The sequence below is a fragment of the Lysinibacillus sp. Bpr_S20 genome (genome assembly GCF_023337835.1).
GTDB lineage: Bacteria > Bacillota > Bacilli > Bacillales_A > Planococcaceae > Lysinibacillus.
The window spans coordinates 440492-463683 of the sequence record NZ_JALNLQ010000003.1; the positions used below are offsets into that span (position 1 = coordinate 440492).

The window sequence follows — 23192 nt, forward strand, 5'->3', positions numbered from 1 at the left end:
CTACCACCCTTTTCTATAACTGATTAACTTATTTTCTAATCTAGACTGAATGTATTCATTATCGAACTTCGACATCATCCAAAGTATAATTTTTATTTGTAATTCTTCGTTTAAAGTAAAACCGTGGTTAATTTCAGTTACTTTTTCTTTACTTACTGAAATTCTATTTTGTACTTTATCAACCATTTCTCGTTTAACTTGATCGACGACTTGATTTACTAAAATTGATTTATTTTCGTTGGATAGTAATTGATTACGTTTACGTCTAGATTCAAGTGAATCGTCTAGTGAAAGTAATTCAATTCTTTTTGAAATTTCTTTATTTCTATTTTCTAATTTTTCGATTTCACTTACCAATTCGCCAAAAGTCCTCATACATTCACCTTCTAGCTTTTTATAATACTTTGTTTTTATGTAATTAATTCATCTACTTTCTTCAGATTCCATACATTCATTACAATAGATATCACCTACATAGTTATATAGTGCATCTGACTCTTTTTCTATAAAGTTCTCACATATTACACATTCCAATTTAAAACTCATCCCTTTCCTTAATCTTTATTGGTTATGATTCACTAATTCCATAAGTAGGATAAGTTATTAGTAAACCAATAATACATAGTATTATCATTAGACTTCATAATAGCTTTAACAATTTCATTTTCATCGTTATTCTGATTAGACTCAACATAGGCATTCATAAAATCAATCATGTCTTGTTTAATACCAACATCTAATTTCATAGTTTCGAAATCCATATGTTTATTAATGAATTGTATAATTAATTCTAGGAATATCGCATCTTTATCTGTTAATTCAACATCTAATTTCTGAAAGAATTCTATACGTGTTACTTTTAGTTTATCTGGAATTTCAATTCTCCATTTCTCACCTAATTCTGACCAATCAAATCCTTTAAACATTCAAGAGCCTCCTATCATTAAATAAAATGACTGTATTAATTAGTATTCTTCTACACTAAAGACACTATAATTTTCATCTCTCAAGTCATCTTCTCTCTTCCAATAAACAATTTGATTGCCATCAGTAAATGTCATGACACCGCACCATTTTCCACCTTTTAATTTACGATAAAGTTTAATTCTAGATAGAAGTAATTTAATCATGAAACACCTCATTTCTTTTAATAAAAATCCAATATTATTTAACTTCATTTTTGCATTTCTTACACTTAAATTCTTCAAGTTCATATCCATCTGCTAGCACAATAATATCACCAGTAGCAACCATTTTTTCTCCACACTTCTTACACTTTTTCATTTAATTCACCTCTTATTTAATTTCAAATGACTTAATCGTATTCCACTCTAGCGCAAACTTCTGACGTTCTTCCTTACTGTATTCAAGTGGATTCATATGATTTAACCATTCATTCGGATAACCTAAAGCATTAATATAAAATTTAATTCCTGCTTTATCGTACACGCTTTGTTCGTGACAGTGACCGAATATATTGTGCTTTGCCTTAATCTGCTTTAATTCATTTAAATAACATGATGAGCTGCCATATTTATGATGACTGTTAATTAAAATAGAAGGTACATGTGTTATTAATACATCTACTTCTTCCATATTTTCATACGCCAAACCTTCATGATAATTTTCATTTCCTATATCCATCCCATTAATTAAGCGTGAATCATTCGATATCGTGTTGAAGAAATTGACATCATTAAAATCTGTAAGTGGATACCATGAAGTTGATCCTGCAAACTTTAAATTCTTATAATTAAAAACTTTGAAATCTGTAAGCATTGTTACATTTGTCAATGTGTCAATCAAAGTCATTAATTCATATTCACGCTCTTTACTTTTCTTCTTGTATTTATCACGCTGTCCATTTGAAACTAAATAGTAATCGTGATTTCCTAATACAAAGAATACATGCTCATACTGCTTTGAAAAGTATTCTAAGCACCACTTAGATTGAATGTTATAATGCGATAAATCACCTGCAATAACTAGTACTTCTCCTTTTGTATCTGGTAATAACTTTTCTAAAAATAATTGAGTTTTATTTTCCCATTTTTCATAATTCCCATCATGTAGAATATGAAAATCTAAATGTAAATCTGAAATGTAATCCACTTTCATTTTACCAATCCTTTAATATGTATTTTTCACAATTAATCCAAATCATTGTTCAGTATTTAATTTCGTAAAATCATAGTACAGTTTATTTTGCTCATCTAGATGGTTTGTCAACATTACACAATCAATTAACAGATCTTTATCTTTTAATAAATCAGTTACATTAAAATCGATCTCTTTGATTTGTTTCATTACGAAATTTAGTAACATTATTGATTGGTTGTATCTTTGATTAAGTTTGACGTAGTCCTTTCTTAATTCATCAACTTCTTTTATCATATCTCTTAAATCATTGGATATTTTAATATACTTTGTATCAGGATGTTCCACTTAATACACCCCCCATTTAGATTTCAATAAAAAGTCTCTTTTACTTAACATACCATTTCTTATAATATTGCTTTAAATTATGATACATCTTAATCTGTTCTTTGCTTCCAACTATAATCGGTGATTCAAATTTCATCATAATTTTAATTGTATTTAAATCATAATCATTTAATTTCTTTTTATATTTGAACCTAGCTAACAATTTTAGTCTTCTGTATTTCATATACTGTTTTCACCTTTCATAAAAGTTTAGTATTATTTAATATGAGTATCTGTACGGCATTAAATCATTTAGTACAATTTGCAATGATTCGTCAAAGTTATGCACAGTACTCAATCTAACTCGTTCCACTGTATTCATGAAATCTTGAAGAGATATTAATTCTTGATCATGAAATTTACAATACAACTTTAATTCTTCGTATGCTTGAATAAGTTTTTCTTCAATTAGCTGTTTATTATGCAATAAATTACCGTCAGTATACTTCATTTAAATTCCCCTTTATGTATTTACTCATTTAATTAGATTTGCTTTTAATAAGCATTCTTAATACCATTTCTTCATTCTCGATAAACTCTATAGCACTTTGAATATTTCTTTTTGTTGTGTCTAGTTCAACAAGTCGTTTTTCTACTTGTACAGATGAAACAAAATCATTAGTATTCGCACCCATTGTACCAACCGTAATTTCAACAACCGCTTTGGAATAAAAACCGCTCATCATCTTCACTCCTCTTTATCTTTATAAAAGCATGATATTACTTAAATCATTTGGAGCAGACTTCTCTTAAATCAATATCTAGCTTGTTACCAAATTTATCTTCAATGAATTCACCATTATATTTATGCTGTTTCATTACTTTTAAAATATCATCTACATTATTAAATTCAATTCTATGAAGTGTTCCTCCAAATCCTTTTGAAATCTTATGAATATTGTCTATATGGCATAAATAAACGCTCATAGTATCTCATCTCCTGCATAATTAATTTTCTCACTTTCGTTTCCCTAATATCATATTCGTTTTCTTACCTTCAAGAAATCCATTACTTTTCTTTTCAGTTTTAGTGTTCATTACTTCTGTCATTTCAATATATTCTTCCATCGTGAAACCTAAATTAATCGGATTAGTTTCTTCATTTTTATATACTTCCATTAAAGCTCTAGATAGTTCGTTTAATGATTCTTTTAGACTTTTACTTGTACCTGAAGTCGCAGCAAACTTATCTTCTTCCATTTAACCACTCCTCTATTTTAATAATATATTGGTTTCATTTAATTTATTCTTTAAAATCACCTATGATTATTAAGCGTATTTTTCATTCAGTAAATCTGTAATAGTATCACTTAAAAATACAAGACTAATTGAAGTAACTTTTTCATTGTAATCAGTAAAAACATCAACATTTCCATATGTTTCAGATTCCTTTAAAATTACATTTGTGCAGCTAGAACCTTTATAATAATAAGCACCTATAGCAATTGAAATTAATTTTCTTTCCAAATCAATTCCCCTCCATCATGCTTACTTTGTATGCTTCAGCATAGGCATTCAGTTGACATTCGCTAATCATCGGATCAAATTCACTTGCAAAGCGTCCTAATCTATCTGCAATACCAATTAAAAAGTTAATGTCTTGATGAGTAATTTCATGCATTAGTCCATTCTCTGATAATCCTTTTATGTATTGAATTCTTTCTTGTTCATTCATCATTTCAATCACTCCTAATATTTTATAACTAAATATTACCACATTACATTTATAAATACAACACATTTTATGTATTTTATTAATTAAAAAGAGTAAGATGAACTCACCTTACTCTTAAATGCTTAACTTAGTTATATCTGATATTTAAACTTGTTGAGTATAAACATACTGTTCAATGTAATTTCTATCTTGTGAAAATACAGGAATTTCCCCATCTACTGCCCATCTAGTTCGTTTTGTTTCACCTTTATCGTATGTTTCTTTAATGATACATGCTCCTCGCTTTTGCCATGTAGGAATGTCATTCCAATTAATACCTTTTTCCATTAACATATCTTGTTTCATACTGCCATTTTTCTTGTGTAATTCTTTAGATGAAAAGTGAGCTTGTGCTACCATTGAAATACTATTCTTAGTAGCATCTTGTTGTCTCCATAAGAAGTAGTTACATACTTCATCATGAGGCAATACCCAAGCACGACAATCAAATAAAGCTAATTCTTTCTCTGGATACTTTTCACGCATTATTTCATTAAATTTAGCTGTAGCTAACGATGATGCAATTGAAACGATTTTCTGAATGTTATTATCGAACCAAGCTTCAGTCGTTAATTTATCATAATTAGTTAAAAGCAAACTGATCTCATCGGATTGGTGATAGGCAATTTTACATCCCATAATGTTTTGGCATAAATACTTACAGGTTTCCCACATTGCATTCGTTAAATCTAGATCAAACGGTTTTTCCATTCCTCGTGTGTAAGTATGAAATGCCTTTCCATCGATACGTAATAACACTGGTAAACGTCTAGGTAGTTTATTTCTATTTGCGTTTTCGTACTCTTTCATTCTGTCTCCGAATTTTTCTGTTTTACTCATTAAATTCATTCCTTTTTATATGTATTTTGTAATACAAATATATTATTAAAACTCAAAGCGCCCATCAAAGAATTCTGATGCAGGTCTAGTAAACTTAACTTTCTCATGATCACACAATGTATTCTCATCGAAAGGATGATAATTTACCGCATATTCAGCCCTACCATTTTCATTTAATACACTGAAATGAGTGATTCTGTATAAGTTTGTAGTTGCTTTATGTCTCACTAAATTACCTGCATGTTCATCATTTAAAGCGTTTAATTTCCCTTTAATTTGTTCAACTGAAACTCGTTTTGAAATAGTCCATTCATTTTTAACATCAACAAAATCACCTTCTATGACACTTCTCCAAGCATCGATTACGTCTTTGTTTTTCATATACTCATTCTCCTTCCATATCTTCATAAGACGTGACTATTATTTAACATCGATTAATATAAGTGTACTCTAACTCCTCGATTTTACGTTTTGCATTTTCTATTAAAGCCTCTTTCTGACGATCTGCACCAAGATGATAATTTGTAATAGCCACCAACTCAATAATCGAGTTAAGTATTTCAGTAGATTCTTCAGAATAATTAAAGCTCATCAACAGTTTGTCAATTGTCTTTTTCTGAGTAGAGTCTAATTCTACATATTGTTTTTGTAATGTTTTATATACGCTACCTCGTGATACTGCTTCTTCGAATTTAAATTCCATTTTAAACATTCTCCTTTACTTTTTCATAATAGAATCATTTTATCAACTCTGGGTTTTCATAAATGTTGCCAATGATTTCTAAAGTAGTTGCAACTCCGTCGAATTTGCTGTTAGGTATATCAGGTATCGTTGCATCAACTAGATAATGATAAAGTACAGAATATGTTCTTTCGTATTCATCAGCATGTAAACCTTTCACCAAAAACGATCCATGCTCGTATTTAATTACGTTGTTTTGATTGTGAGTTTTAACAATATCCCCCTCAAAAATCTCCTTGTCGTTTTTGTCCTTTAAGTCAGTGTACTGACCTACGCTCTCCGAATAAACTTCAATCCAACCACCACTTTCAGTGAAAACAAATGTCTCACCAGACTTACCAACTTCCTCAGCAAATTCTTTTGTGAATTTAGTTGTATGGACACCTGTACCATATATCCATTGACTGTTAAACATTTCCTCAACTGCATATCCACGAATCTTAATTTGTCTCATTATGTATTTCCTCCTTTTAATAATTCCATAACTTGCGATGTCTAGTATGTAGTTCTTCTATTCCTCTTGTATCTAATGTCTTTTGGTGAGCACTTATCAGCTCTTTAAGATTATTTAATGCTTCAATTTCAGTTTTACCAATACCTACTCTTTCAGGAGATAATCTAAAATAAACAATGAATCCATTTTTTGTTTCATTAATGATTAAATGTGGCTTATCTTCATCTTTTAATAACTGTTTAAGCATTTGTTTTGTCATCATACAAACGTACCTCCTTTTAATAAAACTCCTCTTTTACATAATTATTTTACCATCATTTTTAATGCTAGTTCTTTAACTTCATTGCTTTCAAAATTTGCTAAACCCATATTAAACCTTGTTATAAATGCATACTTCAATGACATTATTTCATGCTCACTTATATTTGGAATATCCTCTTTAAGCTTATTTAAATACAGTTCTACGGCAGTATCTTTGTATAATGAAGAACCCATAGATAAGCCTCCTTTGTTTTTAACAGTATTTACTTCTCATAATCATAATAGTACCACAGTTTATTTAATTCAATTAATTATTTATGTATTTTATTAATTAAATAGAGTAGAATTAAATCTACTCTACCAAATAACACTATCCTATTATTTAGATGAGTAACAATATTAGTTACTCATCTTTTGGAGTATGATAAAACATAACTGCAACTTTAATTTCTTTATTCTTATCCCCATTTAAATGGAATATATAATTAAACCAACTACCATCTTTTTCATCCACAAACTTAATAAAGTTTTCATGCTTTTGAATTGATTCTTTTGCTGTTTCAATGACGCTTGTAATATCTTTATTCCTTACAAACATTATCACAGAAGTCTTAGAATCTCTCCAAGTTAAGTATCCTAATAATTGGTCAATTGTTTGTAAGAATCCTTTTTCACCTGTCCAAAATTTACACTCGCCAACAAATACATTTTCACCTTCATATCTTAGCAAAATGTCGGTTTTACCACTTTTGTTAAATGTTTCCCCAGTAGCGCTACCATCAAAGTGTGGTTCTAACAGCACTAAGAAATGATCTCTCAATGCCTCTTCGCCTTTATTTCCATAAACGGCAGGTTTACGTTCAAACTCTTTACCCATATCATTTATTATTTTCAATATATCATTATAAGTTTTATCGTCTAATGTTGGATCAGGAACAAAATTGCTTTCAGTTTCTACTGGTTTCATTGTAATTTTCTTTTTTACTTGAACACTAGGAATAGAGAATGTTTTGGGCATATCCCCTTTCTTCCTTATAGGTATAGTTAATCCAGACTTTAGTTCCCTTCTTTTCAAAAGCTCGGCTTTCCTACTTTCGAAAATAGAAGTGATTAATGATCTGATATTCGAGTTATAGGATTCAATATCAGAGTTTAAATTTCGTACATAATCTATAATATTACCTTTGAAATTATGAAATTCTCTTTCGCACTCCTGATAATTATCACTAAATACAACATACCTCTTCACTATCTTATTATCTGTTATATACGCACTTGGAAAAATACTATAGAATGATGAAGGTCTATAATATAGCATTTCTTTATCACCTTCAAAAGGTATTGTGTAGTAAAGAACTGGCTTTTGATAGCTTTTACCACTGTATACATTAAAATGTCTAGGAAAATTTTCTGCTGAAATTGCTTCTTCTTTTTCATCACCATATATTTCATTTTCTAAAATATTGATGGTACTTATTTTATTTTTATCATATAAATGATCGATGTATTGCTCTTGACCTACATTTAAAATATATTCCTCTTTCTCTTTTTGAATAGAGTCTCTTATATTCTCTTTTCGAAAACCAATATAGCTGAATAAATCCTTAGTGCAAAATAATACGGTTTCACCATAATACAAAGATAATACCTACCTTCTATATTTTTGTGTATATCATACCAAATTATGATTATTTTTACCAATTTCCAACAAATTACTTCTATAATACGAATCTATTATACAACCTTACCTCTACTCATTATCAAACGCTTCAATTTCTGTTGAATATCGTTTCAAGTCCTGTTCATTGAAACAATATTTGTAATAGCCAACTGTATAATCGCTATTCATAAAATGGTCTTGTAAAGGCACATACAATGTGTACTCATTATTTAAAACACATTCCAATCCACCATCATCTAATGAGTATGAACCTAATATTTTAATCAAATCTCCAATGTCATTAAAATGAACATGGACACCAAAATGTAATTCACCTTTTTCAGCCCACATACACATTTCATTCTCCATTAAAAATGCATGTAAATCTGGATTAAATTCTGCCATTTTTATCCTCTTTTCATTTAGTTCTTATGTATTGACTCCATAGCGATATCAAACCATCTTTGTGCATCTAAATTTAATCTTCGTGAATTCTTTTTCTCATCTTCTAATTGTTTTCGTAATTTGCTATTTTCATCTTCAATATATTTAGCTCGTGCTTTCATTTCTTCATAATTTATATTCTCCATATTTACATCTCCTTTTTATAAAATGAACATTTTAACTAAACTTTAACACCGAAGTAATATGTATATTTATATCCTCTAAAATCCCATTTGTCATTTTTATATTTATCATTAGTTTCTACAAATGTATATTCATTTAATTTATCAAATTCATACATTACTTTCTTAAAGAAGTCCTCATTTCTATCTTTCCAATCTAACATTTTACCTAGTCTTCTGGATTTAGATTTAAATTTAGTAAAGTATTCAAGTGAACTTTGTGGAGTAATATATTCCTCATCATTTACCCATTCTGCAATAATCACATATGCAGCATTATCATAATTACTCTTACACATATACTTGTAAATATCTTTTGCTAATAACTTTGCCACACGCTCAAGAGTTGCTTTACGTTTTAAGCGATTATTGTTATACTCTTCAAGTTTTTCGACCATCCATGCTAACGGATACATCATCTTATAATATGTATTAATTAATTTTGATCTAAAGCTTTTTATCTTCTTATGTGTTGAAGGTTTCATGTCAATTCTCCTTAATTATGTATTTTTATAATAAATCACTTTTATTTAAAATGTCGCCCAATTATATATGTACCATCATTCAATTGATATAGATTGTTGAATTTATCTATTGCTATACTTTCTCCGTTTAACCTTACTACAAACTCATAGTTGCTCTTTGGAAAATGTTTGGAATCTTTGTTATAGAATTTATCAACTTCACCATTTAATTTATAGAAGAGATAACCTATAACAATGTTAGTTTCTTTATGCGTTTCCAATGTATCTTCTTTTGAATTAATTATTAATTTCATAACTTTAAGCCCCTTATCGTTTTATAATATTCAGTTTTCATATAAATTTACTTTACCTCTCGAAACCATTGTGGGTTCAACATAATATGTATAGCTTTCATTAACATTGGAATATCAAAATAACCAAAATGACATTGATTCTGTTCAATTCCTAATAAGATGGACATTCTTCGATATGCCTCGCTACGTCCTAATAATTTCTTCTTCCAGACAATATCAAATAGATCGTGACAAGTAGTTTTTAGTACTTTCATTTCTTTAGTCGCTAAAACTCCCAGTGGCTTACCATTGTCATGACAGCCTACGCTCGCTTTACAGTTCCTACATAAATAACATTTTCCATTACCATACTCCTTCCCATAAAGCTCTTTATTTGAAGTAAATACGATATCATGGTTACAGTAAGGGCATTGCTTTGGTACTTCCAATATGATTCTTCCTCTCTTTCGATAATATCTATTATGTAATTTTAAGATTAATTCCAATTGATTTTAGACGTTTTAACACATTACAGCACACTTTATACATCTAATTAATTGGGGGCTTTATATGATTTAAATAATGCCTAATTTCCCTAACTCCGATTTTTACCACCTTTCATTTTTTAAATGCAGACTTTCAATTAAATAATTGCAACCTTTAACTTTTATAAATGTAAAAACCCTTGCATAAATCGGAGTGTATATATACAGATACATTAATAACCATTAAGATACAATAAGAACCAGTATATACGATTTCATTTTCTACCGAAAAGTGAACTCGTAATGTACCTCTTTTTTTCCTTTGCGCTGATACTATATATTAAATAAATTCACTCTGTAATGATTATTATATTTTGTAAATTTATCCTCATCCAATGGATCATCAAATTGTACCTCATGTTTAGTAATAGTAATTAACTTTAATTTCTTTAATTTATTATTATATTTACTAAGTTTATCATTTTGTATTTTTAAATCTTCGCAAATAGCTATGTATGATGGGTAACAAAAATCTTTCATTATGTCTTTTCTATTTATGTATGACTCGTAATAGAACATTAATCTAAATCCTGTATGTTCTACTTCATTTATTCTTCTCAGTAAATTTACTGGTAATTGAGTAAACCGTTTTTCATGACATGGATGTAACAATTCAATTTCTAAATGTTTATTGATAGGGAATTTTTCTACAGGGTTTTTAATCAACCCTTGCTCATATAACACATTGAAACACTTCTTCAATGTACGATTATCCTTAAGCTTCATAATAGACTTCAAGGCACTATGATCAACATAAATCACATCATCGCAAGATTTAAACTTTTTATAAAGTAAATACGCATAGACAACAAATGACTTCTCATCGATATTAAATCCAATGTTTCTAACAACTTCAGTTGGTACTTGTAACCATAATTTATTCTCCTTAACCATTTAAATTAATCCCTTTATGTATTTTCTATTTTAAGATTACTTAACACGCAATTTGACACTTCTTTATTTTCCAGTATCTCAACTATGCTATTATGAAATTCTGATTCTTCAGCACATCTCCAACAAATACTATTCAATCCTTCTTTTAATTTTCCTTGCAGCTGATTAGATTTCTCTTTGCATGAAAACACTGCATCTCACCTCTCTTTCATAATAGATGTGTTTTATATAAAGCTTTATTCTTCTAAAGCACTAATTACGAATTCTCTTAAACTTAAGTAATCACTTTCCAAATCAGATACTAATGCGTCCATTTCATCATCACTTAAATCCTCTGAAACATTTTCTGCTACAAATGAGTACAGCTCTACGTTGTTGTTTTGTAATTCACTTATAAATTCATCAAGTTCTTTTTCACTCAACTATAATACCTCCTTACTTCTTAATTTTAAAAATATTTTATAAATTTAATATCAAAATCATTTGATTTAATAAACTCTAGTAATTCTATGTCCTTTTCGCTCCAACCATTTTCCTCTATTAATTCTGCTTCAGATAAGTATTCAACAGACTGGTTAATTAAATCTTTTACTCTTTCGATATCAATTTTCAATGTAGTTCCTCCTTTTAATAATAGTTCTATATTATTTTACTTTTACCAACGTACTTCATATGTAACAATCACACTTATTCAATAAGTATTAAACCATCCTTGGTACTTTTTAGTCCTAATTTCTTCAAAATGGCGTTTAATTGTGCCCTATACCTAGCTTTCAATTTATTCCTTGTTTCAGCATCCTCAAAATAATCGTTTTCATACTTGGACAACCAATAAATAGCCTCACTCATTGGCAGTTCCTTAATAACCAACATATTGATTGCACGTAATCGATTACTAAATTCTTGATTAGTTAATCCTTTATTTTTATAATAATCCGATGCTATTTTATAAATCTTGTCTTCTGAGTACTCCATTTCTAAATACACCTTCTTATGTTATTCAATAATAACTTCATTTTATTAATATCAATACTTGGAGGAAATAGTACACTGACCATTATTGTAACAGTACTTGTTTGCACTATCACTCCTTATGATCACTGTACTACCAACCATTAAAAAAATAAATTCCAAATAGATTTTACAAAAAACCAAGAATCATAAATGATGAATCCAGAAATAACAACTGTAATAATAAGACCAATGACAACTCCTAAATAGCTTAATATTTTTTTCAAAATTGCACCACATCCTAATAAAAGACTTCTATTATTTAATCATCACTTTCTAAATATTCACGAATGAGGTTATTTAGCTCTTTACTTTCCATCACTCTATGAACCATGCTTTTAACTTCCTCTAAATCTTTCATTACTTTTTCAAAATCTTCATTTACATAATTGTAGAAACCATTTTCATCACGTACTTTTGCAACATCTTTAAGCTTACCAAAGTCTTCATATACTTGTTGATAATAATCTGTCAAATGTTCTTGAGCTTTATATAGTAGGTATTGTGTGTCCATAGGTACTTTATTCGTCATTTTTAATTGCTCCATTCTTTTGTTTTATAAAATGCTGATATTATAATCAATGAATACTATTTGTTAATTGTTTCCATTGTTTATATTGGCTATTTACTGTTTAGTTCTTTAATTAACTCATGAAGATTATATCCTTTTTTATTTGCCCATTCTTCAACTTCTTTTACTACATTTACATCTGTTTCTTTAGTTTTAATACGATCATAAACTCTAGTAATTAAGCTTATAGAAAAATCATCGTCTTCTCGGCTTTCTGGTGAGAATGAGAAAATTTTAGCAATTTCATACTCGTGAGCCTCTACATTAGCATTTGGATCAGTTATTGCTCTAGCTTTAGCTCTTATGCTTACTAATGATATCTCTTTACCGATTTCGTCTAATTTCATATAAATCACTCTTTCATTTTTTCTACTTCAATAATATTATACTTTTAATGAATCATAACTTTCTAATACTCATATACATCAACTTTTTCTAAATCATTATTTTGAATTGTAACTACAATCTGTTTGTTAAAATCTTGTTCGATTAACTTAATTTCATTTAACATCTCTTTCGGTGCGTCTAATTCTAAAATTAAATAATTCGAGTTTTGAAATGATTCGTGCCACTTCCTGAAATCTTTTGAAAACTCCTTTAATATCATATCTTCACCTTTAGAACAATAATTGACTCTTCCACCATATATGTTTTGATTGCCTACATAATCAATGACACTTATTTTATTTGCGTTCACTTTTTCACTTAATTGCTTTACATAATCAACTAACACGCTTGATTTGTTTTGGTTTCCTTCTAATACGATCATCTGTAAATCCTCCTTATCCTACCTAATTAAATTTTACTTGATGCTGAAATGGTATACAACTTCCAACTACAAACTTTAATAATCATTTCTAGTTAGTTGAAGACACCATTTTTCTTACCACAAGATTACCATATTTCAATGATAACAGTCAATACATTTTGTGTATTTTGTTATTTAATTTTATTTACACTTCAATTTTTACCTTTTGGCTATAGAATTCATCTAAATGTTTTGTGATCGATTCTAAGCGTCCTTCTACGTTTACCTTCTTAATTCCCCATGAACTCGCAAACTCTTTATAATTAGTTGGAATCTCATTAGAAACACCTTGTATAGTATTAGAGAACAACGTCAACCAATCAATAAGATGCTGCTTGTCATAGCCTTGAGCTTCAAAATGTTTCATTGCATATATTAATGTTGGTAGGTTAATTTTTCTCAATAAGAATTTGTCTGCTTCATTACCATAAGCTTCATGTAAAAGGGTCATAGCTATTTCTACTGAATCAAAAATACCTTCATTCACTTCTTCATACAGTCTCTCAGAATACTTTGTTAGCTCATCACTAGCAAAGGACTTCAACTCATATCCTTCATCAAATAACATAAGGGTCTGCAGCAACACTGCTTGATCTTCACCTTTTCGCAATTGTGTTGGTGTGAAGTATGCATTCTTAATCATAAATGAATGCTCAGAAAGTTTATTTAATTTAATTGATGCATTTATACCCATAACAGATTTATTCTTCTGATGTACGCTTAAACTAACACCATTGTTTAACCTATAAAAAAGATCAAGTTTCTCAGTCTCTGTAATGTCACTTAAATAATACATATTTAATGTTTTAGTTTGAAATTCTATTTGTACTGGTTCTGGTAACTCTTCAAATTTCATTTTACCTATATTAAAGTAAGTACCATTTATATTGACTGAAGGTGTATCAGGATGAAGTGAATAATCACCTTTAAAATATGAGATTAGATTTGTTATGCGCTGCTTTCCATCGATAACATTATAGGAATTTGCTGTTTTATTATCTTTAGTCTCAACTTCAGCAATTGTGTAGACTTGAGGAATTGGATAATCAGCTATTAACGAATGAACTAGTAAGGACTTCTGTTTTAAATTCCATTGATCATCTTTCCGTTGAATTGGAAAATCAAAGAATAATCTTTCACTTTCAATAAGTTTATCGAATTTACTAACTGACATTGGCATACTTGCTTTTATCATTTCCTTCACTCCTTAAATTCTGTTAGATTTAATTTTCAAAATCACACAATTAATAAATCAATACTTCTAATTATCTCTATTTTCGTATTAGGAAATTCTACAGGTTTCAAATTTTGAAATGTAAAATTCTACGATTTTGATTTTTTAATTCTATAGTTTTGATTTTTCGTTTTATAAAATTCTGTGCATTTCAATTTTTGTTTTCAGAATTCTATATTTTCTGATTTTTATTCATAGAATTACAGTTTCTTCATATTTTATATGTCGAAAATATATTCGTTATTACCTCTTATATCCACTTAATTTAAATAATATTGAGATATTACATAAACATATACAGTAAAACAGCTTTTGGCATAGCTAGCGTAATCTTAGAGCGTTGTTTGTATTATTTACGATATCAAATACCAATCACCAAAATACGTTATGTATATATTTATTTAAGTATTAAAAAATAAGACTATATATACATATTATTATGTTACTTTTATTGATTAGCTAATAACTTCATGTATCCCTTTTGCAGCTCTTTCATTTGATCTTTGTAGTAATCAGTTTCATCTTTAGTGAAATTTGGCGTAAATAAGTTAGGTAGTTCCAGTTCTACATCTGAATTATTTACTGAAATTTCATATCGAGCTAAATCATATTTATCGACTAATTCAAAACCATATTCTTCATTTATATTGTTAATGCACTCTTCTCTTACTTCTCCATCCATATGCAACAAAGTGTTATATACTTCATATTTATTGTAGCTTATTTCTGGATTGTACCCCACTGAATTATTTGCAACTAATTTTAACTGGTTCATCATTTTAATTTCCCCTTTTATTATGTATTTTATTTATTTTGTTATTTTATGTTTTTTAATTTCATTATATCACACCAACTTAACTTGCATAACCATGAAATTGGATTATTTTTCATATTCTGAATTAAATATATAACTAATTAATGGATAAAATGTAATTTTATTTATTTTATTAATTAGTATAACCTAGCACTCTCAACTTCATTCCAACCAATCCATATAGAAGCTTGCAAAACCTTCTAATATCAACGTCTTTCATTCTTTTTAGTAATATATCTTACAAGTAAGCTATAAGTAAATTATATATATCTTATAAGTAAGATACAAGTGTTTTTTAAAAATAATCTAGAAAATTTTAACTTTATTTTCTATTTTGTGCTGCTGTTGGTGTTAGATTGTATTTATTTATCGAGGATTTATTGATAACGGTTATATAGATCAATTAATTATTATCCTCTCCTCTTTTTATTGTCTTGCCAAATAAAGCCTTTTAGGTTCAGTACAACAACCCTTTCTGTTTTTGCAGAGCATTGTCCAATAGATTTACACATTAGATATATAAAGTGAGCGATCTAAATGAATAGTTCAATTACATCTATACACTTCTCATAACTTGCTTGACGTTAATATTTGCAGCAAGTAGAAGATGATTTATAAAGCACCTCATACTCCATTTCAACAACCATCCATCACAATCAACTAATCATAAAAGTCCCAGCAATAAGATCGAAGTCCTGTTACTTATAGTGATTTTTTCGATTCAGTATTCTCAAAAAGTCGGTGGCGATATTTTCATTCGGCTGTTACTTATAAGCAATTTTTAAATTGAAATTTGATGAAACGTAGAATCCCTGAAAAAGTTTCACCGTACTAAATAGCGATTCTGCAGATACCAGAACATACGTTCCTATTCATCATATATTACAGATCGGTTTTTTATTATATAATAGGAAGAAACTCTAAATTTGTTATCTAAACACTCCACCGATCCAGTAATATCAACGTTTCAAATGAAACAATAAAAATTAATTAATAAAATACATAAAATCTATTGACGTTTATAATTTATTCGTGGTAATATAATGACAGATAAGAAAACGAAACAACTTAACGTTTAATTAATAAAATACATAATTTAAAGGAGAAAATATAAATGAAACTACAAAACAAGATCAATGCTCTATCTAATATGACAGCTAAGGAGTTACAAGCTAAAGCAAACAAAGAAGGTTTAGCGTGGTATAACCGTGAGGAAAAGCGCAAAATGCGAAAAGATGAAATACTTACAATGTTAACGGATCATTACACTAAATTAGAGGCAAAAGAACAAAATAAAGATTTAGAAATCGAAAATACAACCACAGTACAACTTGTTACATATTTCAAAGAACTAGCTTCCAATGCAATAACTACAGCTAAAGAAGACTATAAGCAAGCTACGCTGCAGCTAAGTAATGTTAAACAATTACTGTCCGATACAATGGTGCAACTTAATGACAAGCTAACTGACAAGCGAAACAAACTTTTAGCTCGTAACTGGAATCTTACAATCAACAATATTAAATGCATCGTATCAACTGCAGAACGAAAAATTAGTGCTGCAGCTTAAATAAAATTAATAAAAACTAAGGAGATGTACCATTGTGGCTATCTTATATATTAAAGAGTTTGGAAAGTACATTAAATACTGTGAAAATAAACGTGCTTATATTTATTGCGTAGGTACTAAATTATATAAAATAGATCGCAATGGTGCATCTCTTTATTAGTCAGATCTTAAGTGAAAATACTATATTATTTAAGGAGTGAAAAGAATGGAAGAATTTTATATCAACTTTGCAACCTATAAAGTCAAAGATTTCGGTATTCAAATAAATAATGAATTAATTTACACTAAAAATTTTGGTGAATACAACATCTATCACCTACCTACTGGATTAAAAATTAAATCAGGTAAGAAGCTAAAATCGTTAATTAATGAAGTAATTGAAAAGATGGAGACAGATAAAGAACATGTTGATAATATGATTGCAAATACAAATCTTAAAAGCTTACCTACTAAAAATAAATCTTACTCAAAAGAACGTGAAATAATTGTTACTTTAAAAATTAAAGAAATTCCTATAGATAATTTTATATTTGCTACTCAAGGAGTTTTTAAGATTGATTTTGTTCAATTAGATAAAATTTTAATGAAAAATAAAGAATATAGTAATGATCTATCTATGAATGAAAATATCATTAAAATGTATGGGAAAGACTTCTTGTATACTTTAGATAACTACAATAACAACCCTTTTGAAACAGCTTCTTAGATTATGAATAAAAAGTAAATATATTATTTAGATAGTATGATAATATTAATACAAGGAGAGGATACCAAAAATGAAATGTATTATTTGTAGTAAATCTACTTCGTATACGGATGTAAAAATAAACGATTTTTATGTTCATCCTGATTGTTTCTTTGATAATTCAATACCTGCGCCACCTTCCAAAATGGATAAAGATTTTTTGGTAAAAAATGACGAAAGAAAACAGGCTATTCATAATAGAACTGTTCAATTAATGAATATTTATGGTGCTGAGAACGAATAAGAAGAACTTATGATTTAAAAAGTAAATAATGTCCAACTTATGGGAAGAAACTCCTCTTCCCATTCTCTAATTTAAAATAATAAAATAAAAAAGGATGGTAATTAATTATGAAAATCAAAAACATTCTACTTTCAATCGCTGCAGTTTTTACACTTTTCACTGGCACAACTACAAATACAGATGTTTCAGCTAAAGAAGTAAGTAATGCTTCAAATAAATGCTCACAGGTGCAATCAAACAACTTAAAAGACAACCAAACTGAATTATTTTATATGTACAGTAATAAAGAAGGTCACTTCTTCTTAGATCCTAATGCAGAATTTGAAAATGTAATTTATGTTGGATTGAATGATTATAAGATAGATGAAAATTTTAAAATTGATACTGCTGCTCTTCATCATGGTAAAAAGTTTATCGGTACATTTGCAGATGATTCTTTATGGGAATTAACTGGATTGGAGATGGTTGAAGAATGAGTATGTATGATCAATTTGTAAGTGTAATGACTTCTAATATGCTTGAACCTAACTTTAAGGATTATCAATCAGCAATCCAGATATATAAAGATGAATGTAATAATGGTGAAACTGACTTTAGCTTTGTTTCCTGGTTAGATAACTATATTGCACACGCTACAATTGACGGTTATTAGTTATTTAATTAACCAACTGTTTTTTAAAATAAACTGTGAGTACTCCCCTACTCACTAACTACATAGGAGGAATCATAATGATTAGTAAAATTAAGTCTGCAGTAGATGATTTTTTATGGATGGATGATGACTCGAAAGAAGATAAAGCTTCTTATTATAAGTTCGGTGTTACTGTAAATGTAGTATCAGTTGCTTTATTTTTAATAACAATAATTAATTAATAAAATACATAATATCACTTTACAACATATATTTATTTGTGATATTATAAAGACAAGGAAATAGTAACGAGTCAATAAGTTGACTGCTTAAAGGTTAATCTAAGTAAGTAAATTAGTTACAGTTATTTATTTAGATTAGGTTTTAAGTTAGAATTGGACTACATACTAAACTTTGGGAGGATTTAAAAAATGAATGTACAAGAATTTAAAAATTACCTAGTTGAATATTTAATTGGCGAAGACACAGAAGACAAAACAATTGCCGTTTCAAATATCAATGAAGATGGTTCTGTTTACTTCTTCATTAAATATCAAGAAATTGCTGATGTTGCTATGATTATATACGGAGCATACGGTAATCACTCAGTATTAATTAATATGAATGATTTTGATGAAGACGAAGAAGCTGAAAAAATGATTAATTATATGAATGTTCATGGAGACAGCTCTCGATTCAAAATTATAAATGGTATTGATTAATTAAAACGTGTGAGGATAATTTATTCCTCACATACTTTCATAAAATATGCTTTTTATCTAAGAATTACATAATAAAATACAAAATGAAAAGGACGATAAACCATGAATGGTATTACTGTAAAAATTGTAAATGAAACAGCTTGTTTAATGTTAATGCATGATAATGAAATGTTGGATTGTCTATTCATTAACAAATACTTCTTCGATACTCTTTCACCAGATGAGCATAAAACAATTGCTAATGTATATAAAGAGACTTACAACGTTACACAATGCCTTGTAACAGCTAAAGAAAAGACTGAGCATACAATTGATCTGCTGCAATTTATATTGGTGTAAATAGCTATGACTACACGTAAAAAACATCATGGACACTTTAGTATTAATGAACGTGTAAGTAAGTTTTTTAAAGCTATAAGTAATTCGAATACAAAACCAGATACCACTTCCCCACTACGGACTTTTAAACTAGAATTCGAAAAGTGGAAATGTGATCCGCTTCATGGAGGTTCAATGCATTTTATAACGGTATATAATGATGAAATAAAAGAAGCTTTGCGTGGAATCGAAATAATAAATGGAAAAGTAATTGAAGTGATTAGAAAGTCAGATAATGAATACAAAGTTAAGTTTAAAAACGATAGAGTCTACACATTGAGTAAATATATTTAGTGCTCAAATTAAATAAGAAAATACATAAATAGTATTGTAATTTATGTATAAAATGGTATAATTGAATTAACCCAAAGGAAAGGAGTTGAAAAAACATGGACTATGAAAGAATCATTCTTATAGGAGGTTTCGCTTGGCTGTCGCTTAACTCAATATCTACAATGAGAACTAACAGACAGAAAAGAAAAGTTGATAAGCTTGACCAACAAATCAAGCAAGTGCAACTTAAGAACCTAAAAAAGAACCAAACTTCTCAACAGCCGACGAAGCGCAAGAAGAATGGTTCGAAATAAGGAAGTCGGGGTTAACACCCCTTCTTCTTTCCTATAATATCATAGTCCATGTCGATTATGAAAAGAAAACGATCAAATTCATTTGTTTACATTTTAAATGTAGTTGTATTCTTATTATCATCAATCGCCATGTTTAGAATATTTAGTGCAGGCTTAAACGGCAGCTTTGATTACCTATTTTTAGTTATATACATTCTTATTGTTATCATGTTTGTATATAATTCCATACACTATTTTAAATCTAAGGAAAGTTAAAATTGAAACTTATAATATCTTGAGCAGCTTAAATATAAATTAGCTGCTCTCTTTTTGCCGTTACTGTCAGTTATGAGTTAGTTGCAGTATTATTATAATAAATACATAAGAAAGGATTGATATTTATTTGAATATGATTAGAGCCGATACAGTTATAGTTGTACCGCTTCCATACTCCACTTATAAATTAAAATTGAAAAGGATGATAGATATAAACATAGATGAGATTATTGATAAGTGTATAAGCCAAGGATTCAAGGTAAGTAAAAGTAATAACTGGATATGGATTAATGGATCAGATGGACGCTATAGTAAGTATACAGAAGGTAAGATATTAGAAGAGTTAGGATTCAAGTATGCTAAGAAAAGAAATAAGTTTTATTGCATTGTAGAAAGTACATATGGTAACGAAAGATTAGATAAGGTTATGAAGGTTTATAATAGCAGGAATAGCCAAAAGTGATTAAGTGGAGATATGTACCCTTGAGCAACATAAATAAAAGTCTTGTCCCTATTCGTATAAAAAATACATATTTCATGTCCCAACTCGTATATGCTAAAACAGGTGTAATATCCAATGATCATAAGGTTATCGTAGCACTTTTTACAATTTAAGTTCTATTATATTAAATACATAATTTAAATAAGTTAGGAGTACAAAATTTATGAAGAATATTAACAATTTAACAAGAAAAGAAAGAGAAGAAGTAATTAGATTAAGTATGAATCATTCAATTGTAAATGGTAAAGCTTATGATAATGAAACAGGAGAATACATTGGAGACAGGTTTCAACATGAATGGTTAACTCCTATTAAGAAGACATTCAAGAATATCAATCCACTCTACACAAAAGAAAATAAGAATGCTATAGAGATACATTGTGAAGGTAATGGTGGATTTGTCTTTGCTCTATTTAAGAGTAATTCAAGTATATTAGATAGACTTCCACTACTTTCAAAGCAAGATATTGCAAGACTAATGTACATTGCAACCTTTACTCACTATCATACTGGACGTTTACAAAAAGGTGATGGTACAGTAATAACCACAGATACATTTCCTGCATTAGTGAGATTAACAAAGCAACGAGCAACAGAATACTTAAACAGACTAATTGATTCCAATGTAGTTACAGTAAGTCAATATAATGAATTGTTAATGAGTAAAGAATACTTCCTTAGAGGAACTGTAAAGGATATAGAAAGTAAAAGTATTAACTATACAAGGTTGTTTAAGAAGACAGTAAGAGACCTATTTCAAAATGCTAGTAGTCGTGAGATTACTCATCTATCAACTATATACATGACACTGCCTTATATTAATTTATATCATAATGTGATTAGTTATAATCCTCACGAGAATGATCCTTATATGGTGAGAGCAATGGACACTAAGATATTAGCTAATGAGTTAGGTTATAAAAGTTATAACAAGCTAACAACAATGCTTAATAAACTTACAATAAACGATAAGAAAGTATTCAACTATTACACAGATATAAATGATAGAAGAAAAAGAAACATAGTTGTTAATCCAGATGTAGTGTATGCTGGTAACAGTGCGAAACAGTTAGAAAGTGTTAAGGTGTTCTTTAATACTAATAGTTAAATACATAACAAAAGTTGTACATATAATTCCTATTTAATAAAAATATATAATTGAAAATACATGTATAACTTTTCATAAGTTAGTTTAATTGTGTAAGAAATAAAGAGATTAAGAGCCTGACGCACAACTGCAAGCAGTCGTTTGTCCACAACGCTAACAAGTTAGCTTATGTGACTATCATTTATTATTAAGTTGTATAGTATGTATGACTAAGTAGAGATAAGAAGGATAATGTAGAGAGTAATGCATAGTATAGATTATTGAATTAGATATGATTCATTATTATTTCATTGTCACGTTAATACCATAGATAAAGCATTAAATGATTTTAAACGGACAACATTTTATATTTAGTGAATTTTATATTTTATATATTGAAAGTTTGACAGTTTAAAATCCTCTTATATATATACATAGCATATTAAACTGTCAACAAATTAAAAGTACATTAGATTAAGTAGTGAGTTGAAATATACTTGCTACTTTTTTATTTTGGATGGAATGTGATTATTTAATTCTGGTGATTAGATTATTAGATATTTATTATTTTGTATATGCTGCTAACAGTTATAGATATAGTTAGAGTGATGATAATGTAATTGTACCCAGAGTAAAGACTTGAGTATAATGATATGTAATCGAATTAATAATTATCAACAGAGTTATACACAACTTATTAACATATCCACAATTGGTAAAATACTTATAAAGAATACCTCGACTCAGCGCGTCCTGTTATACTACGAATATAACAACACATTCTAAATTTTGATGATTTAAAAAAGCTAATATTCAATTTTGTATAATATAGTTATACTTTTATGATTATAGGAGCATATGTTCGTATTTTATTATGAACTGCTAGGATGTTTTAGGTGTGAGAGTGGTAGTTATAGATGGTATTTATTGTAAGATATAGGTAAAATAATATACATTATATGCCCTTATAGCTTGGATATGGGGGTATGTTTACATCTTGAGTTTTATGGAGTGATCAATTATCATGGCTACCACATCTATTTCCACACCATGATA

Annotated in this window: 43 protein-coding genes; 11 read left to right on the plus strand and 32 right to left on the minus strand. The window is 28.5% G+C overall.

Going from position 1 to position 23192, the window contains the following annotated elements; translation table 11 throughout:
• The 32 genes from MWJ95_RS10145 to MWJ95_RS10300 form a co-directional block, all read right to left on the minus strand.
• A complete protein-coding gene (locus MWJ95_RS10145) occupies window positions 1-375 on the minus strand; it encodes a hypothetical protein (RefSeq protein ID WP_249105354.1) in 375 nt (124 codons plus the stop codon).
• Between the two features lie 203 nt (window positions 376-578).
• Entirely contained in the window at window positions 579-926 is a 348-nt protein-coding gene (locus tag MWJ95_RS10150) for a hypothetical protein (RefSeq protein WP_249105356.1), read from the minus strand.
• A gap of 39 nt (window positions 927-965) precedes the next feature.
• On the minus strand, window positions 966-1130 hold the full coding sequence (locus MWJ95_RS10155) for a hypothetical protein (RefSeq protein WP_249105357.1): 165 nt from the start codon (window positions 1128-1130) through the stop codon (window positions 966-968).
• A gap of 166 nt (window positions 1131-1296) precedes the next feature.
• On the minus strand, window positions 1297-2118 hold the full coding sequence (locus MWJ95_RS10160; protein WP_249105359.1) for a metallophosphoesterase family protein: 822 nt from the start codon (window positions 2116-2118) through the stop codon (window positions 1297-1299).
• A 42-nt stretch (window positions 2119-2160) separates the two neighbouring features.
• Window positions 2161-2445 (minus strand): hypothetical protein, encoded by a 285-nt coding sequence (locus MWJ95_RS10165; RefSeq protein ID WP_249105361.1) that lies wholly within the window; start codon window positions 2443-2445, stop codon window positions 2161-2163.
• A 259-nt stretch (window positions 2446-2704) separates the two neighbouring features.
• Window positions 2705-2935: a hypothetical protein gene (locus MWJ95_RS10170; protein ID WP_249105363.1), complete on the minus strand. Its 231-nt coding sequence runs from the start codon at window positions 2933-2935 to the stop codon at window positions 2705-2707.
• 28 nt (window positions 2936-2963) lie between these two features.
• Window positions 2964-3170 (minus strand): hypothetical protein, encoded by a 207-nt coding sequence (locus tag MWJ95_RS10175; RefSeq protein WP_249105366.1) that lies wholly within the window; start codon window positions 3168-3170, stop codon window positions 2964-2966.
• Between the two features lie 43 nt (window positions 3171-3213).
• A complete protein-coding gene (locus MWJ95_RS10180) occupies window positions 3214-3411 on the minus strand; it encodes a hypothetical protein (RefSeq protein WP_249105368.1) in 198 nt (65 codons plus the stop codon).
• 30 nt (window positions 3412-3441) lie between these two features.
• A complete protein-coding gene (locus MWJ95_RS10185) occupies window positions 3442-3684 on the minus strand; it encodes a hypothetical protein (RefSeq protein WP_249105369.1) in 243 nt (80 codons plus the stop codon).
• A gap of 69 nt (window positions 3685-3753) precedes the next feature.
• Window positions 3754-3951, minus strand: coding sequence for a hypothetical protein (locus tag MWJ95_RS10190; protein WP_249105371.1), 198 nt, complete (start codon window positions 3949-3951; stop codon window positions 3754-3756).
• 1 nt (window position 3952) lies between these two features.
• Entirely contained in the window at window positions 3953-4162 is a 210-nt protein-coding gene (locus MWJ95_RS10195; protein WP_249105372.1) for a hypothetical protein, read from the minus strand.
• A 141-nt stretch (window positions 4163-4303) separates the two neighbouring features.
• Window positions 4304-5038, minus strand: a complete 735-nt coding sequence (locus tag MWJ95_RS10200; RefSeq protein ID WP_249105374.1) for a tRNA(His) guanylyltransferase Thg1 family protein — start codon at window positions 5036-5038, stop codon at window positions 4304-4306.
• 45 nt (window positions 5039-5083) lie between these two features.
• On the minus strand, window positions 5084-5419 hold the full coding sequence (locus MWJ95_RS10205; RefSeq protein ID WP_249105376.1) for a hypothetical protein: 336 nt from the start codon (window positions 5417-5419) through the stop codon (window positions 5084-5086).
• A gap of 43 nt (window positions 5420-5462) precedes the next feature.
• Window positions 5463-5741, minus strand: a complete 279-nt coding sequence (locus tag MWJ95_RS10210; RefSeq protein ID WP_249105378.1) for a hypothetical protein — start codon at window positions 5739-5741, stop codon at window positions 5463-5465.
• 34 nt (window positions 5742-5775) lie between these two features.
• Complete coding sequence (locus MWJ95_RS10215) at window positions 5776-6234, minus strand: YopX family protein (protein ID WP_249105380.1); 459 nt, start codon at window positions 6232-6234, stop codon at window positions 5776-5778.
• Between the two features lie 16 nt (window positions 6235-6250).
• The gene (locus MWJ95_RS10220; protein WP_249105382.1) at window positions 6251-6496 is read right to left on the minus strand and encodes a type II toxin-antitoxin system HicB family antitoxin; all 246 of its coding nucleotides are present in this window, start codon (window positions 6494-6496) and stop codon (window positions 6251-6253) included.
• A gap of 41 nt (window positions 6497-6537) precedes the next feature.
• On the minus strand, window positions 6538-6729 hold the full coding sequence (locus tag MWJ95_RS10225) for a hypothetical protein (RefSeq protein ID WP_249105384.1): 192 nt from the start codon (window positions 6727-6729) through the stop codon (window positions 6538-6540).
• A 169-nt stretch (window positions 6730-6898) separates the two neighbouring features.
• Window positions 6899-8134 carry a hypothetical protein gene (locus tag MWJ95_RS10230; protein WP_249105387.1) on the minus strand — a complete coding sequence of 412 codons (1236 nt, stop codon included), beginning with the start codon at window positions 8132-8134 and terminating at the stop codon, window positions 6899-6901.
• A 111-nt stretch (window positions 8135-8245) separates the two neighbouring features.
• Complete coding sequence (locus MWJ95_RS10235) at window positions 8246-8560, minus strand: hypothetical protein (RefSeq protein ID WP_249105389.1); 315 nt, start codon at window positions 8558-8560, stop codon at window positions 8246-8248.
• 17 nt (window positions 8561-8577) lie between these two features.
• Window positions 8578-8745, minus strand: a complete 168-nt coding sequence (locus MWJ95_RS10240; RefSeq protein ID WP_249105391.1) for a hypothetical protein — start codon at window positions 8743-8745, stop codon at window positions 8578-8580.
• A 35-nt stretch (window positions 8746-8780) separates the two neighbouring features.
• Window positions 8781-9266, minus strand: coding sequence for a hypothetical protein (locus tag MWJ95_RS10245; protein ID WP_249105393.1), 486 nt, complete (start codon window positions 9264-9266; stop codon window positions 8781-8783).
• 41 nt (window positions 9267-9307) lie between these two features.
• Window positions 9308-9559, minus strand: coding sequence for a hypothetical protein (locus tag MWJ95_RS10250; protein WP_249105395.1), 252 nt, complete (start codon window positions 9557-9559; stop codon window positions 9308-9310).
• A 47-nt stretch (window positions 9560-9606) separates the two neighbouring features.
• Complete coding sequence (locus tag MWJ95_RS10255; RefSeq protein ID WP_249105397.1) at window positions 9607-9987, minus strand: zinc-finger-containing protein; 381 nt, start codon at window positions 9985-9987, stop codon at window positions 9607-9609.
• A 369-nt stretch (window positions 9988-10356) separates the two neighbouring features.
• Complete coding sequence (locus tag MWJ95_RS10260; protein ID WP_249105399.1) at window positions 10357-10977, minus strand: hypothetical protein; 621 nt, start codon at window positions 10975-10977, stop codon at window positions 10357-10359.
• 236 nt (window positions 10978-11213) lie between these two features.
• Window positions 11214-11399 (minus strand): hypothetical protein, encoded by a 186-nt coding sequence (locus MWJ95_RS10265; RefSeq protein ID WP_249105401.1) that lies wholly within the window; start codon window positions 11397-11399, stop codon window positions 11214-11216.
• Window positions 11400-11425: 26 nt separating this feature from the next.
• Entirely contained in the window at window positions 11426-11590 is a 165-nt protein-coding gene (locus MWJ95_RS10270) for a hypothetical protein (RefSeq protein WP_249105403.1), read from the minus strand.
• Between the two features lie 74 nt (window positions 11591-11664).
• A complete protein-coding gene (locus MWJ95_RS10275; protein WP_249105404.1) occupies window positions 11665-11952 on the minus strand; it encodes a hypothetical protein in 288 nt (95 codons plus the stop codon).
• 298 nt (window positions 11953-12250) lie between these two features.
• Window positions 12251-12520 (minus strand): hypothetical protein, encoded by a 270-nt coding sequence (locus tag MWJ95_RS10280; protein ID WP_249105406.1) that lies wholly within the window; start codon window positions 12518-12520, stop codon window positions 12251-12253.
• An 89-nt stretch (window positions 12521-12609) separates the two neighbouring features.
• On the minus strand, window positions 12610-12906 hold the full coding sequence (locus MWJ95_RS10285) for a hypothetical protein (RefSeq protein ID WP_249105408.1): 297 nt from the start codon (window positions 12904-12906) through the stop codon (window positions 12610-12612).
• 62 nt (window positions 12907-12968) lie between these two features.
• Complete coding sequence (locus MWJ95_RS10290; RefSeq protein ID WP_249105409.1) at window positions 12969-13328, minus strand: hypothetical protein; 360 nt, start codon at window positions 13326-13328, stop codon at window positions 12969-12971.
• A gap of 184 nt (window positions 13329-13512) precedes the next feature.
• Complete coding sequence (locus tag MWJ95_RS10295; protein ID WP_249105411.1) at window positions 13513-14562, minus strand: DUF262 domain-containing protein; 1050 nt, start codon at window positions 14560-14562, stop codon at window positions 13513-13515.
• 487 nt (window positions 14563-15049) lie between these two features.
• Window positions 15050-15379: a hypothetical protein gene (locus MWJ95_RS10300; RefSeq protein ID WP_249105413.1), complete on the minus strand. Its 330-nt coding sequence runs from the start codon at window positions 15377-15379 to the stop codon at window positions 15050-15052.
• Between the two features lie 1150 nt (window positions 15380-16529).
• On the opposite strand from MWJ95_RS10300, the gene MWJ95_RS10305 reads away from it, so the two are divergent.
• The 11 genes from MWJ95_RS10305 (at window position 16530) to MWJ95_RS10355 (ending at window position 22157) form a co-directional block, all read left to right on the plus strand.
• A complete protein-coding gene (locus tag MWJ95_RS10305) occupies window positions 16530-16985 on the plus strand; it encodes a hypothetical protein (RefSeq protein ID WP_249105415.1) in 456 nt (151 codons plus the stop codon).
• A gap of 205 nt (window positions 16986-17190) precedes the next feature.
• Window positions 17191-17691, plus strand: coding sequence for a hypothetical protein (locus tag MWJ95_RS10310; RefSeq protein ID WP_249105417.1), 501 nt, complete (start codon window positions 17191-17193; stop codon window positions 17689-17691).
• 70 nt (window positions 17692-17761) lie between these two features.
• A complete protein-coding gene (locus MWJ95_RS10315; protein ID WP_249105419.1) occupies window positions 17762-17974 on the plus strand; it encodes a hypothetical protein in 213 nt (70 codons plus the stop codon).
• A gap of 107 nt (window positions 17975-18081) precedes the next feature.
• Window positions 18082-18450 (plus strand): hypothetical protein, encoded by a 369-nt coding sequence (locus MWJ95_RS10320; protein ID WP_249105421.1) that lies wholly within the window; start codon window positions 18082-18084, stop codon window positions 18448-18450.
• Entirely contained in the window at window positions 18447-18626 is a 180-nt protein-coding gene (locus MWJ95_RS10325; protein ID WP_249105423.1) for a hypothetical protein, read from the plus strand. The genes MWJ95_RS10320 and MWJ95_RS10325 overlap by 4 nt, the downstream gene beginning before the upstream one ends.
• A 77-nt stretch (window positions 18627-18703) precedes the next feature.
• Window positions 18704-18847: a hypothetical protein gene (locus tag MWJ95_RS10330; RefSeq protein WP_249105425.1), complete on the plus strand. Its 144-nt coding sequence runs from the start codon at window positions 18704-18706 to the stop codon at window positions 18845-18847.
• 189 nt (window positions 18848-19036) lie between these two features.
• The gene (locus MWJ95_RS10335; RefSeq protein ID WP_249105427.1) at window positions 19037-19327 is read left to right on the plus strand and encodes a hypothetical protein; all 291 of its coding nucleotides are present in this window, start codon (window positions 19037-19039) and stop codon (window positions 19325-19327) included.
• A 102-nt stretch (window positions 19328-19429) separates the two neighbouring features.
• The gene (locus tag MWJ95_RS10340) at window positions 19430-19666 is read left to right on the plus strand and encodes a hypothetical protein (protein WP_249105429.1); all 237 of its coding nucleotides are present in this window, start codon (window positions 19430-19432) and stop codon (window positions 19664-19666) included.
• Between the two features lie 6 nt (window positions 19667-19672).
• Window positions 19673-19999, plus strand: a complete 327-nt coding sequence (locus MWJ95_RS10345) for a hypothetical protein (protein ID WP_249105431.1) — start codon at window positions 19673-19675, stop codon at window positions 19997-19999.
• Between the two features lie 675 nt (window positions 20000-20674).
• Window positions 20675-21010 carry a hypothetical protein gene (locus tag MWJ95_RS10350; protein WP_249105432.1) on the plus strand — a complete coding sequence of 112 codons (336 nt, stop codon included), beginning with the start codon at window positions 20675-20677 and terminating at the stop codon, window positions 21008-21010.
• Window positions 21011-21212: 202 nt separating this feature from the next.
• Window positions 21213-22157 (plus strand): hypothetical protein, encoded by a 945-nt coding sequence (locus MWJ95_RS10355; protein WP_249105434.1) that lies wholly within the window; start codon window positions 21213-21215, stop codon window positions 22155-22157.
• Window positions 22158-23192: the final 1035 nt, after the last annotated feature.